General features: G+C 56.3%; 10 protein-coding genes. 8 read left to right on the plus strand and 2 right to left on the minus strand.

Going from position 1 to position 15,044, the window contains the following annotated elements; all coding sequences use genetic code 11:
• Positions 1-11 precede the first annotated feature (11 nt).
• The 7 genes from lpdA to GAP13_RS01350 all read left to right on the plus strand — a co-directional run bounded on the left by lpdA (position 12) and on the right by GAP13_RS01350 (position 10,830).
• A complete protein-coding gene (lpdA, locus tag GAP13_RS01320; RefSeq protein ID WP_158905387.1) occupies positions 12-1,469 on the plus strand; it encodes a dihydrolipoyl dehydrogenase in 1,458 nt (485 codons plus the stop codon).
• A 33-nt stretch (positions 1,470-1,502) separates the two neighbouring features.
• Complete coding sequence (locus GAP13_RS01325) at positions 1,503-3,959, plus strand: alpha-ketoacid dehydrogenase subunit alpha/beta (RefSeq protein WP_158905389.1); 2,457 nt, start codon at positions 1,503-1,505, stop codon at positions 3,957-3,959.
• 54 nt (positions 3,960-4,013) lie between these two features.
• On the plus strand, positions 4,014-5,432 hold the full coding sequence (locus GAP13_RS01330; protein ID WP_241864260.1) for a PHP domain-containing protein: 1,419 nt from the start codon (positions 4,014-4,016) through the stop codon (positions 5,430-5,432).
• Positions 5,429-6,706 (plus strand): SDR family NAD(P)-dependent oxidoreductase, encoded by a 1,278-nt coding sequence (locus tag GAP13_RS01335; protein WP_241864261.1) that lies wholly within the window; start codon positions 5,429-5,431, stop codon positions 6,704-6,706. The genes GAP13_RS01330 and GAP13_RS01335 overlap by 4 nt, the downstream gene beginning before the upstream one ends.
• A gap of 10 nt (positions 6,707-6,716) precedes the next feature.
• Positions 6,717-8,231 (plus strand): FGGY-family carbohydrate kinase, encoded by a 1,515-nt coding sequence (locus tag GAP13_RS01340; protein WP_158905391.1) that lies wholly within the window; start codon positions 6,717-6,719, stop codon positions 8,229-8,231.
• 31 nt (positions 8,232-8,262) lie between these two features.
• Positions 8,263-9,525 carry a zinc-binding dehydrogenase gene (locus GAP13_RS01345; RefSeq protein WP_158905393.1) on the plus strand — a complete coding sequence of 421 codons (1,263 nt, stop codon included), beginning with the start codon at positions 8,263-8,265 and terminating at the stop codon, positions 9,523-9,525.
• Positions 9,526-9,660: 135 nt separating this feature from the next.
• Positions 9,661-10,830 (plus strand): iron-containing alcohol dehydrogenase, encoded by a 1,170-nt coding sequence (locus GAP13_RS01350; protein ID WP_158905395.1) that lies wholly within the window; start codon positions 9,661-9,663, stop codon positions 10,828-10,830.
• Between the two features lie 73 nt (positions 10,831-10,903).
• Here GAP13_RS01350 and argH read toward each other — a convergent pair whose 3' ends face one another.
• Both argH and GAP13_RS01360 read right to left on the minus strand, forming a co-directional pair.
• Entirely contained in the window at positions 10,904-12,304 is a 1,401-nt protein-coding gene (gene argH / locus GAP13_RS01355; protein ID WP_158905397.1) for an argininosuccinate lyase, read from the minus strand.
• Between the two features lie 6 nt (positions 12,305-12,310).
• Positions 12,311-13,588 (minus strand): argininosuccinate synthase, encoded by a 1,278-nt coding sequence (locus tag GAP13_RS01360; RefSeq protein ID WP_158905399.1) that lies wholly within the window; start codon positions 13,586-13,588, stop codon positions 12,311-12,313.
• A gap of 376 nt (positions 13,589-13,964) precedes the next feature.
• Between GAP13_RS01360 and GAP13_RS01365 the strand changes: the two genes are divergently transcribed.
• The gene (locus GAP13_RS01365) at positions 13,965-15,005 is read left to right on the plus strand and encodes a 1-phosphofructokinase family hexose kinase (protein WP_158905401.1); all 1,041 of its coding nucleotides are present in this window, start codon (positions 13,965-13,967) and stop codon (positions 15,003-15,005) included.
• Positions 15,006-15,044: the final 39 nt, after the last annotated feature.

The following is a 15,044-nucleotide window of genomic DNA, read 5'->3' on the forward strand; positions in this document are numbered from 1 at the left end:
GAGATAGATATATGGCTCATTATGATGTTGCGATACTAGGCGGCGGCCCCGGAGGCTACCTAGCAGCTGAACGCCTTGCTGAAGCCCATCTGCGCGTCGCGCTCATCGAAAAAGGCGATATCGGCGGGACCTGCCTCAATATCGGCTGTATCCCGACCAAAACCCTTCTCAACAGCGCAAAGCTCTATACCCATGCGAAAGAGAGCTCACCATTCGGCATCGAAACCGAGGGAGTTCGCGTAAACTGGCAGCGTACACTCGAATGGAAGAATGAAGTCGTCACCCGCCTGCGCCGCTCCCTCGAGCTCACCCTCAAGAAAGCGGGAGTCGAGATTGTCCGCGGTTCAGGCATGCTCACAGGCGCCAAGACAATCGAAGTCCGGCCCGAGACAAAAAACCAGAAAGCGCTCTCCGAACCGGCAGGCACTGCATCGGCAAACCTTGCGTCGGCAGACCTTGCGCCGACCGGCCCCCTGCAGCTCGAAGCCGACCAAATCATCATCGCAACAGGCTCCTCGCCCATTCTGCCACCTATTCCGGGCACTGCGGGCAACCCCGCCATCAAAGATTCGACCGGCCTGCTTTCACTATCGGAAATTCCACAGAAGCTCTGCATCATCGGCGGCGGCGTCATCGGCGTCGAATTTGCAAGCCTTTTTTCGGCTCTCGGTTCCAGGGTAACCGTCATCGAAATGATGGACGAAATCGTTCCCGTAATGGACCCACAGATGGCTATGATGCTGAGAAATGCGCTCAAGCAGGTTACCTTTTTGCGCAGTACCAAAGTAACTGCGGTTAACGGGAACAAGGTTGAATACCAGACTAAAACTGGCGAGCAGGGCTCCGTAGAAGCCGACATCGTGCTCATGTCGGTCGGGCGCAAAGCGAATATCGAAGGCTGGGGCGCACAGGAAGCCGGCCTCGAGATCAAGAATCGCAGCATCGCAACAGACGAGCACATGCGCACCAATCTGCCCGGTGTCTGGGCTATCGGCGATGTTACTGGCAAAAGCCAGCTTGCTCACGCCGCGTATCGCATGGCGGAAGTCGCAGTCGCCGATATCCTCGCCCGCCGCACTGGACAGCACGGCCCGCAGATATTTGTACCCGAGACCGTGCCCTGGGCGCTTTACTCCATGCCGGAGGCGGCAGGCGTCGGCTACACCGAAAGCGAAGCAAAGGCCAAAGGCTACGAAATTGAAGTCATTCGCTCGCCTTACGGAGTTTCTGGCCGCTTTATCGCAGAAAATGGATTCAGCGCACCGGGCTCCATTAAAATCATTATGGAAAAGGACAGCCAAAGACTTCTAGGGATTCACCTTCTGGGCCCCTATGCATCTGAACATATCTGGGGCCTAGCGCTTGCCCTTGAACGCAGGCTGCCCTTGTCGGCCTTGCAAAATATGGTCTTCCCGCATCCGACAGTATCAGAAGTGATACGCGAAGCCGCATGGAGTGCGCACAAATAATTGCCAATTACTCGTAATATAAGGAGTTAGAATATGCCAAAATCATTGCCTATTGAACCAAGTCAAGTCCGCAAAAGCGGAACATTGAAGATTCCCGAAATCCCCCTCAATCAATACACGCGCAACATCGATGCCGAGCGCGCCCGTTTCGGCAACGAAGGCTTGCGCGCAATACTCCACGACATGATCATCGTGCGCGAATTCGAAACGATGCTCAACTCGCTCAAGACGATGGGTGCGTGGGAAGGCATCGAATACAACCATAAAGGGCCTGCCCACCTTTCGATCGGTCAGGAAGCGGCGGTTGTCGGCCAGGCGGCAGCCCTCGATCCCGAAGATTTCATTTTTGGCTCGCACCGCAGCCACGGCGAGATTCTTTCCAAGTGCCTCTCAGCAGCGCGCAAACTCGACGAACCACGCCTCCAATCCGTTATGACATCGTGGCTAGATGGTGAAACACTTGAGTTTGCAAAGCGAATGCCGCACTCTGATACATTTTCGCTCGCGCGCAATTTTATCGTGTTCGGCACCCTTGCGGAGATTTTTGCGCGCAAAGCCGGATTCAATCGCGGCATGGGCGGCTCGATGCATGCCTTCTTCACGCCGTTCGGATCAATGCCAAATAACGCAATAGTCGGTGGCTCGGCCGATATCGCCCTCGGCTCGGCCCTCTTCAAACGCATCAACAAAAAACCCGGCATTGTCATTGCAAACATCGGCGACGCGTCGATGGGCTGCGGCCCTGTGTGGGAAGCTATGATGATGGCTTCGATGGACCAGTACCGGACGCTCTGGCCTGAATCAGCAGGCGGCGCGCCTCCTATCCTCTTCAATTTCTTCAACAATTTCTATGGAATGGGCGGCCAGACCTATGGCGAAACAATGGGATTCGGCGTGCTCGCGCGTGCCGGCGCAGGCGTCAATCCCGAGGCAATGCATGCCGAGCGTGTCGACGGCCTCGATCCCCTTGCGGTTGCGGATGCCGTTCTCAGAAAAAAGAAAATCCTCCTCGAAGGCAAGGGTCCGGTGCTCCTCGATACCATCACGTATCGAATTTCCGGCCACTCTCCCAGCGACGCGTCGAGCTACCGCACCAAAGAAGAAATCGAAGAATGGCAGAAAAACGACTCCATTGCAGAGTTATCGCAGTATCTCCTCAAGCACAGCATAATCAGCGAGTCCGACCTCGCCGCCATGCGCAACGAAATCCATAGCACAATCTTCGAAGCAGTAAAGCTAGCGACCAACGAATCGGCCTGCCCCCGCGCCGATGGCAAATTCATCGAATCGGTCATGTATTCCAACAAAAAAATCCTGAAACTCGAAGACCGCGAGCCTGAGGTGCTGCAGGCAGGCGAGGACAACCCGCGCGTGCAAGCGATAGCCCGCCGCGCCCGCTATGCCTTCGATGCGGACGGCAAGGCTCTGCCAAAAAACAAAGTCTACCAGTTCCGCGACGGCATTTTCGAAGCGCTCCTCTATCATTTCAAAGCCGACCCCACCCTCGCTGCCTGGGGCGAAGAAAATCGCGACTGGGGAGGGGCCTTTGCCGTCTACCGCGGGCTCACCGAAGCGCTGCCATATCCACGACTTTTCAACAGTTCGATTTCCGAAGGCGCCATTGTTGGTTCAGGCGTGGGCTACGCGCTTTCCGGAGGGCGGGCGGTCGTCGAACTCATGTACTGCGATTTTCTTGGCCGCGCAGGCGACGAAATTTTCAACCAGGCTTCCAAATGGCAAGCCATGTCGGCAGGCGTGCTCAAAATGCCACTTGTCATCCGCGTATCCATCGGCAACAAGTACGGCGCACAGCACAGCCAGGACTGGTCGGCGCTGGTCGCGCACATTCCCGGACTCAAGGTGTACTTCCCGGCGACTCCCTACGATGCCAAGGGCATGATGCACCTGGCCCTAAGCGGCACCGATCCGGTCGTGTTCCTCGAAAGCCAGCTTCTGTACGATATCGGCGAACAGTTCGAGAAAGACGGCGTTCCGCAGGGGTATTACGAGCTGCTGGAGGGCAAGCCCGCCGTCAGAAAGCCCGGAAAGGATCTTACGATCGCGACCTACGGCGCGACACTCTATCGTGCCCTCGAAGCGGCCCGAATTCTTGAGGAAAAGTACGGCATCTCCACGGAAGTCATGGATCTGCGCTTCCTCGCCCCCTTCGACTACGAGCCGCTCATCGAGAGCGTGCGGAAGACCGGCAGGCTTGTACTTGCATCCGACGCGGTCGAGCGCGGCTCCTTCCTGCATACCATTGCGTCGAATGTGCAGACCCTGGCTTTCGACTGGCTCGATGCGCCCGTTGCGGTCGTCGGCTCGCGAAACTGGATTACGCCCGCCGCCGAAATGGAAAGCATTTATTTCCCCCAGCCACAATGGATTGTTGACACGGTGCACGAGCGAGTGCTGCCCCTTCCAGGCCACACGCCTTCAAGCGTACAAACCGCGCAGGATATCGCACGACGCTACAGGGCTGGCGTATAAAGTCAAAAAAGTTAAAAAAGGGGTCAGACCCCGTTTTTTAAAAGGAGACTTGCTGTGCAGCCAGATTATCCTAGGATTGATATCAAAATTGCCGAGTCTATCATCGCGGACCCTGCCAGGTCGCCAGGAGAGCGCCTTGAGGCGCTTTCGGCGATCGCAAGGGCAATGGGGCTCAGGCTGCAGACAGGGCCAGCGCGGCGCCCGCCTGCGCGCTCGGGCGAATCCAACAACCACATCCATACGTGTTACAGCTTTAGTCCGTACACGCCTGCGGGGGCAGCGCTCGCGGCGCGCAGGGCCGGCCTCGACGTGGCGGGTTCCGTAGACCACGACTCGTACGCGGCCGCGGGCGAAATGCGCGCCGCTTGTGCCATGCTCGACCTTGGCGTCGTCACAGGTTTTGAACTGCGAGTGTCCCTCAAAGCCGCTGCTCACGAGTTCCCCGAAGCAACCGCGCGCCTCCTCACCGAGCGAAAACTCAACAATCCCGACTCGGCAGGTATCATCTACATGACAATTCAGGGCGTACCAGCCTCTGCGCGCGCTGAGGTCGAGGCTTTTCTCGAGCCTGTCCGGAGCGCCCGCTATGCGCGCACCGAGCGCATGGTCGAACGCGCCAATGCCCTGCTCTCCTCGTTCGGCCTGCCATCAATCAATTTCAAAAACGACATCGTAGACAGATCCAAATTCGCAGAAGGTGGCACGATCACAGAGCGCCACCTTCTTGCTGCAGTCTCGCGCTCTATGCTCTCGGCCATGCAGCCTGGCCCTGCTCTTGTCGATTGGCTCGAGGCAAAACTAGGCCTTGCGCTCAGCGCATCCCAGCGGCGCCTGCTGTCCGACCCCGAAAATCCCTTTATCATGTACGACCTTCTGGGATCTCTCAAAGCCGGCTTTCTCGACCGCATTTTCATTCAACCAGACGAAGAATGCGTCGATGTCCGCGATGCCATCGCCCTCGCCAGGCGCATCGGCGCAATCGCTGCCTACGCGTACCTCGGCGATGTCGCAGAGTCTCCCACCGGCGACAAAAAAGCCGAAAAATTCGAGGACGAAGTGCTGGATGAGCTCATGCCGGCCCTCAAGGAGCTCGGCTTCCCTGCCATCACGTATATGCCCCCGCGCAATACCAAAGCCCAGCTTTCGCGCCTGCAGAAACTCTGCGCGCAATATGATTTTATGGAAATTTCAGGAGTCGATATCAATCAGCCCCGCCAATCCTTCAGATGCCCGGAGCTTCTGGAGCCTGAATTCCGCCATCTCGACGATGCGACATGGGCCATGGTCGCCCACGAAGCGCTCAGCTCGATCGACCGGCGCTTCGCCTTCTTTGCAAACGACAATCCGTTTGCGCGCCTCCCCATTAAAGAAAGAATTTCATTATATTCAAAGGCAGGCAGGGAAATCGACTTTGCTGATCCTTATTCCCTGGAAAGAATTACAAACTCGCTTCTCAAGGAGAAGTTCCTATGAAAATTAAAGTGACTCCTTCGGCAATAGCCCCGATTGTGCGCGGCCTTATGCTCTCGCGCGCATCGTTTTCCTGCATGGTGAAAACGCGTCCGGAGAGCTTTGCCTGCCCCGGCGAGCGCACAAATGAGAGCGCCGATGGGCCTATCGATAGGCGCCCCGAAGAGCGCGCCGAAGAGCACATTCGCCTTGTCCTTGATGGCATTCTGCCCCAGAGCGAAATCGAGGATGCCGAGCTGGCACAAGCTTTGCAGCACTCGCTCACGCAGCCCCAAGCCCAAGCCATTCGACGGCAGCTTCGTATCGGCGATGTGTGCCTCGATATTATGGGCGCGGCAGGCGCATCCATTGCACTGCTAGACCTTGTGCCGCTCGAACCCCTGGACCGCCGATATCAGATGATGGTCCAGTCGCCCGGCGATGCTTCGCTTCTTTCGAGCGCTTCGAGAGCTTCAGTGGTAAGGGGCAAAATTGCTCTTGTAACAGGCGGAGCGCAAGGCTTCGGCGCTGAAATTGCTCGAGGTCTCGCGCATTCGGGAGCTGTCGTCTGGATTGCCGATATTAACCTTCCAGCCGCGCAATCCTTCGCACAGACGCTTTCGTCCGAGACAGGCACACCTTCTGCCTTCGCGATCGATATCGATGTGAGCAGCGAAGCCTCTGTTCAGCGTGCGTTCGAGATAATCGCCCTGACCACAGGCGGGCTCGATCTCGTTATTTCGAATGCAGGCATTCTCAAGGCTGGTTCTTTGCTCACTCAGCCTGTCCAGGAATTCCGCCTCGTCAACGAGGTCAACTATGTCGGTTTTTTCAATATCGCCCAGCATGCAGCACGGCTTTTACGCCTGCAGTGGCTGGGAGCTCCAGACTGGTTCACCGATATCATCCAGATCAATTCCAAATCGGGTCTTCAAGGCTCGAACAAAAACAGCGCGTATGCCGGCTCGAAATTCGGCAGCATCGGACTTGTACAGAGTTTTGCACTTGAGCTTGTTGAGTATCGCATCAAGGTGAATGCGATCTGTCCCGGAAACTTTTTCGATGGGCCGCTCTGGTCGGATCCTCAGCGAGGGCTTTTTGTCCAGTACCTCAATTCAGGCAAGGTGCCCGGCGCGAGGACAATCGAGGATGTCCGCGCTTTCTATGAATCGAAAGTACCTATGGGGCGCGGCTGTTATGGACCTGATGTGCTGAAAGCGATTTACTATCTTGTTGAGCAAGTATATGAAACAGGACAGGCTCTGCCTGTGACTGGCGGCCAGGTGATGCTGAACTGAAGGAGTCGCTATGACCGATGCAATTGCAGTCCTTGATATCGGGATGACAAACAAAAAAGTCGTGCTCTATTCGACCGAACTTGCCTTGCTGGACGAAAAAAAGCGCGTATTTGCGCCCCTCATGCTCGATGGGCTCGAAACGCACGATCTTGCAGCGATGGAACGCTGGTTTCTGTCCACGCTGAGGGAATACTCGCAGCGCTTCCACATCAAGGCGATTGCGGTGAGTACGCACGGCGCGACATTTGTCTGCACCGACAGCGAAGGCAACCCTGTCGCTCCTTGCATTTACTATACGCATGAGCCGAGCCAGGACTTTCACGAACGCTTCTTTGCACTTGCCGGCGAGCGAAAAATGCTCCAAGCGACTACCGGAACTCCGGATTTTTCCGCACTCATAAATCCTGCCAAGGGGCTCTTTTTTCTGAACGAGAGATATCCGCGCAAATTCACCTCGGCGCGATGGGTTCTGTCCTATCCTCAGTACTGGGGCATGCGGCTCACCGGCAAACCATCTGCCGAAGGCACCTATATTGGCTGCCATACCTTCCTTTTCGATTGGGAGCGCGGTACATATTCAAGTGTTGCCGACGCGCTCGGCATCCGTGATAAATTGTCCCTGCCCATCGGACAGGCATGGGAAGTCCTCGGAACCATCAAACCCGAAATTGCTCAGCAAACCGGTCTTCCGCCCGATACCATCGTCACACTCGGAATCCACGATTCCAACGCTTCGATTCTGCCGCACCTCGCAAGCGCAGCCGGGCGCGATTTCGTCCTGAATTCCACAGGGACATGGTGTGTCCTCATGCATCCTGTCGAAAAATACGGCTTCGAGCCCGATGAGCTTGGCAAAGTCGTGTTTTTCAATAGATCCGCCTGGAATACACCCATCAAAACTGCAATTTTCCTGGGCGGAAAAGAGTACGAAGCATGGATACAGATCATCGCTTCCCTGCAGGGTCATGCTTCGAAGGATCTGCCCGCCCCCACTCAGGAGGATTACCAGCGCGTGCTCAAGGAGCAGCGCTATTTCATTCTGCCCGAAATCGTCCCGGGTTCAGGGCAATTCCCCGGCTCCATTGCGCGCGCGGTGGAAAATGGCAAGGTTTTCCTTTTATCAGAGATCGAACAGGGCCGGGATGTACCGGTGTTCCTGAAGGAGCCGCGCATCGGGCAGGCGGTGCTCAACCTTTCGATTGTGCTTCAGACTGAGGTCGCGCTCCAACGGACAGGGCTCGCAGAAGGCGCGGAAATTCTGACCGAAGGCGGCTTCCGCAACAACAGCGATTACAACAGGCTCCTCGCCTCTGCCTTCCCCGAAAATTCCATCTATCTTACCGACCTCAAGGAAGCCACAAGTTTCGGTACAGCGATGACAGCGCTTGCGGCACTCAACCATATCGACCCGAAGGAATTGACGAGATTTATTCACATCGAAAAGGCGCTCGTCGCCCCGATGCTGCCTTCAGAGACTTTAGGCGCTTACCGGAATGCCTGGCACGCGCGCATGCAAAAAATTTAAGAAAAGGGGTCAGACCCCAGGAGGTAAATGTATGAAAACCAAAGCGGTGAGATTATACGGCGTCAATGATCTGAGGCTCGAAGAGTTCGACCTACCCCCGATTAAAGACGACGAAATCCTTGCGCGTGTCGTCAGCGACTCGATCTGCATGTCGTCCCACAAGCTTGCCATGCAAGGCGACAAGCACAAACGCGTGCGGGCGCCCCTTGCGCAGAACCCCGTCATCATCGGCCACGAATTCTGCGGAGAAATCGTCGAAGTGGGAAAGAAATGGGCGCATAAATTCAAACCTGGCATGCCATTTGCCATTCAGCCTGCGCTCAATTATAAAGGAACGCTCTGGGCGCCCGGATATTCCTATCAATATATAGGCGGCGATGCCACCTACATCATCATCCCCAACGAAGTAATGGAGATGGACTGCCTTCTCGAGTACAAAGCCGACGCGTTCTTCATGGGCTCGCTCTCGGAGCCAGTCTCCTGCATTATCGGCGCCTACCATGCGCAATACCACACCAAACCGGGCTCCTATGTGCACGAAATGGGCATCCGCGAAGGCGGCTCTCTTGCTTTGCTGGCATCGGTCGGGCCGATGGGTCTTGGGGCGATCGATTATGCGATTCACGGAGGAAGAAAGCCTGCGCGCATAGTAGTCACCGACATAGACCAGGCGCGCCTCGACCGCGCGCAGACGCTTATCACCGTCGAGTCGGCCCGCCAGAAGGGAATCGAGCTTATCTATATCAACACAAAAGACATGGCCGACCCTGTGGCTGCGCTTCGCGAACTCAATGGCGGCAAGCTCTTCGATGATGTATTTGTGTTTGCGCCGGTACGCAGCCTTGTGGAGATGGCGGACAAACTCCTTGCAAACGATGGCTGCCTCAATTTCTTTGCTGGCCCTACCGACCCGAACTTCTCGGCGATGTTAAATTTCTACAATGTCCACTATGAGTCGCACCACCTCGTGGGGACCTCAGGCGGCAACACCGACGATATCCGCGAGTCGCTTGCGCTCATGGCACAAGGACTTTTGCGCCCCGAAGCCATGATCACGCATGTGGGAGGCCTCAATGCCGTCGCCGAGACCACGATCAATCTGGACAAGATTCCGGGCGGCAAGAAACTTATCTACACGCATAAAAAGCTTGACCTTGTGGCAATCGCTGATTTTGCCGAGCGCGGAAAGACCGAGCCCTTCTATGCAGCGCTGGCGGAGATTACCGCGAGGCATCAGGGGCTGTGGTGTAAGGAAGCCGAAGATTACCTGCTCGCGAACGCGCCTGAGATTTGATGGAGTGCTTTATGGCGGCCGCCGATGAATTTCTGTTTGTCCGCGAACGCGCCGGAGATTCAATGCAGTGCTTTGGCGCGGGAAAAAATCCAGCGCCGAGCATTATTAATACTCATGCCTAAAAGGAGGAAACCCATGGATGAATTTGTATTTCACAATCCCACAACGATTTATTTTGGGAAACGCTATGAGGCCGAGGTTGGGCGCATCGCTGCACAGTATGGAAAGCGAGTGCTTCTGCATTTCGGCGGCGGCAGTGCCGAGCGTACAGGGCTTCTTCCTGCTATACGAAAAGCTCTGACCGAAGCGGGAATTTCCTATTTCGAGCTCGGCGGTGTCCAGCCGAATCCACGCCTCAGCCTGGTTTATAAAGGCATCGAACTGTGCCGCAAGAACAGCGTCGACCTTATCCTCGCTGTCGGTGGCGGCAGTGCCATCGATTCCGCGAAAGCCATTGCAATTGGCACAGTCTACGAAGGCGATGTGTGGGATTTTTATACAGGGAAAGCATTTCCCACTAAAGCACTTCCTGTGGGAACCGTGCTCACCATCCCCGCAGCAGGCAGCGAAGCCAGCCCTGGCTCTGTCATCACCAAAGAAGAAGGCCTGCTCAAGCGCGCTGTCAATGCCGACTGCATTTTCCCACGTTTCTCGATTCTCAACCCCGAGCGCGCCTTCACCCTCCCACCCGCCCAGATTGCCAATGGTGTCACCGACATCATGTGCCACCTCATGGAACGATACTTCACCAACTCGAAGCCCGTCGAATTCACCGACAGGTTGATCGAAGCCACGCTCCGCACGGTCATCGCCGCTGCGCCGCGCGTCCTCGCAAACCCGACTTCCTATGACGACTGGGCAGAGCTCATGTGGGCAGGCACGGTCGCGCACAACGAGCTATTGAACACAGGGCGCGTAGGCGATTGGGCCTCGCATGACATCGAACACGAACTAAGCGCAATTTACGATATCGCGCACGGCGCTGGGCTCGCCATCGTCACCCCCGCCTGGATGAAATACACGCTCAAGCATGATGTTGCGCGCTTTGCGCAGTATGCGGTGCGTGTCTGGGGAGTCGAAGACAACTATTTCGATCCTGAGCGCGTGGCCCGCGAAGGAATCGCCCGTCTTGAGGTATTCTGGAGAAGTATCGGCCAGAAAGTGCGCCTTAGCGAGATCGGCATCGACGATTCGCGCATTGCTGAAATGGCGCGCAAATGCACCGATGACGATGCGCATACGGTGGGGCACTTTGTGCCCTTGCGCTCGAAGGATATCGAAGCGATTTACCGGCTCGCGCTCTAGCAAGCGCCGCAAGACGCGCGCAACCGCTTGATTAGCGGCCGCGCAGTCTGCCAGCCCGACCTATAGCGTCTTCTCATCGTGTAGCCAGGTGTAGCCAGGCGCGCAGGCGATCGATCTGCTCGCGCGTGCGCAAGGGGGCAGGCCCACCGGTCTGCATCCTTCTCGCCACGCAAGCTTGCGGCTCGAGATATTCTGCAAGCTCGGCCGCGTTTGCTCCCGCTTTCTCGAAAGCCTCATGCACAGCCAGGTCAGCCTGCGTAATCGCGCGCAGGCTTTTTTGTTCATCTACACAGCGCTGAACGAGCAATTTCGCCGCCTGATATGCAGTTCTGAAAGGCACTCCCGCCTTGACAAGGAATTCCGCCACATCCGTTGCTTCAAGGTAGCCTTCGTCGAGCGCTGCGCGCATTCGCCCGGCATCAGGCTCAATGCTCTGCACAAGAACCTTGAACGCCTCGAGCGCGCCATTAATGGTCTCTTCTATTTCGAAAAACAGCGCCTTGTCTTCTTGAAGATCACGGTTGTAGGCGTAGGGCAGGCCTTTTTCCATTACAAGGAGGGCCTGGAGGTTCCCGAACACCCTGCCCGCCTTGCCGCGGATGAGCTCTGCGGGATCGGGGTTGCGCTTTTGTGGCATAATGCTCGAGCCAGTGCTCGCGCGCGGCGAGATCTTCACAAAGCTATATTCCGAAGAAGCCCACAGCACAATATCTTCGCACGCGCGCGAAAGGTGCATCATAAGTGTCGCCGCGCTCGCAGCATATTCGATTGCGGCGTCGCGGTCGGCAACCGCATCCATCGTATTCATCGAAACGCGCGAAAAGCCAATGAGCTCCGCCGTCCTCTCCCTGTCGACCGAAAGCCCGCTTCCTGCAAGTGCGCCGGCGCCAAGCGGACTTTCATTTGCCCGCGTTGCAGCGTCTGCAAAGCGGTCGGCATCGCGTTCCAGCGCTGCGCACCAGGCAAGTACATGATGCGCAAGCGTAACATGCTGGGCTCGCTGCAAGTGGGTGTACCCCGGCATGAGTGTCTCGATATTTCGTTCGGCCACATAGAGACAGGCAGAAATCGCATCGAGGACACGAGCGCGCGTCTGGCGGCAAGCATTGCGCACATGCAGTTTGAATGCCGCGGCAACCTGGTCGTTGCGGCTGCGCCCAGCATGGATACTCTTTCCGATGTCGCCAAGCCTTCGTGTGAGCTCTGCTTCGAGAAAGCTGTGCACATCCTCGGCGCTCTGATCCACAGCCAGCGCTCCGCTTTGCAGATCCTTACGGATTTTTGCCAGTTCATCGACAAGAGCGGATGCATCGACCTGCGGAATAATTCCCTGCTCTCCCAGCATAATCGCGTGCGCCTGCGAGCATTCGATATCCTCGAACACGAGGCGCGCGTCGACCGCCAGGCTCGAAAGGAACCTGTCAACTGCCGGATCGAGGCCCTCGCCACCTCCAACCTGCCACAATGTCGCCATTCTTTCTCAATCCCCTGCAGGAGCAGTATACCCCGAGCTGCCCGGCTTGACGACATCCGGCCCCGCCGCGAGCCCGTCCTTTTTGATACGCTCATTGAGCCGCGCGCGCACTTTCGTGGGAAGCCCGAACAGGTTGATAAAGCCCGTAGAATCTTTATGCGAGAACAAGGGGCCCGTTGTGAAGCTGGCAAGGCTCGCATCGTAGAGCGAATATGGCGAGGTCGCTCCAGCGAATATGATGTTGCCCTTGTATAGCTTGAGCGTTACTTGCCCTGTCACTGTGCTCTGTGTTGAATCGACAAATGCACAGAGCGCCTTGCACAGCGGGCTGAACCACTCGCCTTCGTAGAGAATCTCGGCGAAGCGCTGAGCCACCGTCATTTTGAATGAAAGTGTCTTTTTGTCGAGGCAGAGCATTTCCAGCCTGTCGTGCGCTTCCATGATAATCGTACCGCCCGGGGTCTCGTACACGCCGCGGGATTTCATGCCGACAACGCGATTTTCCACCATGTCTGCGATGCCGATGCCGTTTGCTCCGCCGATCTTGTTGAGCTTGCTCACTATGGAAACCGGGTCGAGCTTTTCGCCGTTCACCGAAACCGGCACGCCATTCTGGAAACCAATGGTCACGTACTCAGGCTTATCCGGCGCCTTTTCCGGCGTCACGCACATTTTGAGCATGCCTTCGAAGTGCGGCTCATTCGCTGGGTCTTCGAGGTCGAGCCCTTCATGGCTGATATGCCAGAGGTTGTCGTCGCGGCTGTAGGAGTCAGATTTTTTCATCGGTACAGGGATGCCCCGCGCTTCAAGGTAGGCAATTTCTTCTTCGCGGCTCTGGATATCCCAGATTCTCCAGGGAGCGATCACTTCCATTTCGGGAGCAAAAGCCTTGACGCCGAGCTCGAATCGCACCTGATCATTGCCTTTGCCTGTGCAACCATGCGCAACAGCATCGGCTCCCTCAGCAAGCGCCACCTCCGCAAGCCCCTTCGCGAGCAAAGGCCGCGCCGCGCTTGTGCCAAGCAAATATTTCTTCTCGTACGGCGTGCCTGCCTTGACGAGCGCCCAGAGATATTCCTTTACAAACTCTTCTTTCTGGTCCAGCTTGATAAACTTCGATGCGCCAGATGCGATGGCGCGCTTTCCAATAGCGTCGAAATCTGCTTCCTGACCGACATCGCCGCAGACCGCGATCACCTCGCAGTCATAGTTTTCCTTGAGCCATGGAACGATCACAGTGGTATCGAGTCCGCCGGAATATGCAAGAACAATCTTCTTTTTCATGTATTTCCTTCTCCTTTGAATAGATATGTGAATTATAGTCGGTCGCGCTCCTGGCGCGCTCTTGCTGCAAAGCGAGAACGGCAGATTTGCATGCGCAAAATGTGCCTGTCTGCCCCACTCCGTTATTCTGGACGTCGACGGAGGCGGGCCTTGGGGAACATGAGGATGCGAAGCAAGGAAGAATGAATCTTCATGCATGAAGAATACAATTTCTTGCGATTTTATGCAAGTATATTTGAATTATTATGTAATAAAACAGAGAGCATTTAAAAAGGAGCGGCCCGGTCTTGTTTCCTGGTCTTGCGGCCCGGTCTCGCTTGCCGGGCAGCGGCTCTTTCTGCTTTTTTTTGCTTTCCTTTCATGATATATTCGTCACATGCTTCAAAATTCAAACATTTCGCGAACCAGCATAGAGGCTGGCGGCCAGAATCAAGACAACCAAAATCAAGAGAGCCACAATCAAAACAGCCAGATTCAAGACGGCCATAGCTCAGCTGGCCCTCGTGAGCCCAGTTTTCTCTGTGTCTGCCTCAACCCTACCATTCAAAAGACGCTTGTGTTCAGCAAGATCCATGCAGGCGAAGTCAACCGCACCGCGCAGTGGCGCATCGATGTAGCCGGCAAAGGGATAATCCCCACGCGCATTTTCACCCAGCTCGGCGAGCGCGCAGTACACCTGACTCAGTTAGGCGGCCCGAACCGCGACTGGTTTCTCTCCATGTGCGCCGAGGACCAAATTCCAATCGAATGGGTCGAGTCCGACGCACCCATCCGCTTCTGCACGACGCTTATCGAAGAATCGGAAGGGCATGCAACTGAACTTGTAGAAGAATCGCACCCTGTTGCTCCGGGAACCAGTGAAGCGATCATTGCCCGTTTTTCGGAGCTTGTTCAGAAAACGAGCGCGGTGCTGCTGTCTGGAACGGTAGCAACAGGCATAGTGCCCGGCACCATGGCCCGGCTCGCTGAAATTGCTTCTAAAGCAGGCGCTCGCCTCTACCTCGATATCAAGAAACAGGATCTGCTCGAATGCCTTGAATTCCACCCCCTATGTGTAAAACCGAATCTTGAGGAACTCGCCCAGACACTTGGCATACCCTATGACGAAGTGCGCGAAGAGACAACCGCACGCAGGCTCGTTGCCGAAACAGGCCGCAAGTTCTATGAAAGGTTCGGCACGTATCTAGTCGTCACGCGCGGCGCAAAGTCCACACTGTACTGGGACGGCCGCCAGCTCTGTGAACAGCCCGTCAACCCGGTCAACGTGCGCAATCCCATCGGTTCGGGCGATGCATTCGGCGCAGGGCTTGCCCGCATACTTGAGCGCGGAGGCTCTATTCACGATGCGGTGAAAGAAGGCACGCGCCTCGGCGGGCTGAACGCAGCGCAATTGAAGCCTGGCTCCATTTTTCCGTGAATCTGCACTGCAGAGTCCGCCCTGCCCTGAACCCATCCC

This window comes from Rectinema subterraneum, assembly GCA_009768935.1.
In the GTDB taxonomy this organism is placed as follows: Bacteria; Spirochaetota; Spirochaetia; order Treponematales; family Rectinemataceae; genus Rectinema; species Rectinema subterraneum.

Coding starts and splice junctions, on each gene's coding strand:
- argH (WP_158905397.1), bottom strand. CDS start 12,304: ATGGCGACATTGTGGCAGGTTGGAGGTGGCGAGGGCCTCGATCCGGCA.
- GAP13_RS01335 (WP_241864261.1), top strand. CDS start 5,429: ATGAAAATTAAAGTGACTCCTTCGGCAATAGCCCCGATTGTGCGCGGC.
- GAP13_RS01365 (WP_158905401.1), top strand. CDS start 13,965: ATGCTTCAAAATTCAAACATTTCGCGAACCAGCATAGAGGCTGGCGGC.
- GAP13_RS01340 (WP_158905391.1), top strand. CDS start 6,717: ATGACCGATGCAATTGCAGTCCTTGATATCGGGATGACAAACAAAAAA.
- lpdA (WP_158905387.1), top strand. CDS start 12: ATGGCTCATTATGATGTTGCGATACTAGGCGGCGGCCCCGGAGGCTAC.
- GAP13_RS01360 (WP_158905399.1), bottom strand. CDS start 13,588: ATGAAAAAGAAGATTGTTCTTGCATATTCCGGCGGACTCGATACCACT.
- GAP13_RS01325 (WP_158905389.1), top strand. CDS start 1,503: ATGCCAAAATCATTGCCTATTGAACCAAGTCAAGTCCGCAAAAGCGGA.
- GAP13_RS01350 (WP_158905395.1), top strand. CDS start 9,661: ATGGATGAATTTGTATTTCACAATCCCACAACGATTTATTTTGGGAAA.
- GAP13_RS01345 (WP_158905393.1), top strand. CDS start 8,263: ATGAAAACCAAAGCGGTGAGATTATACGGCGTCAATGATCTGAGGCTC.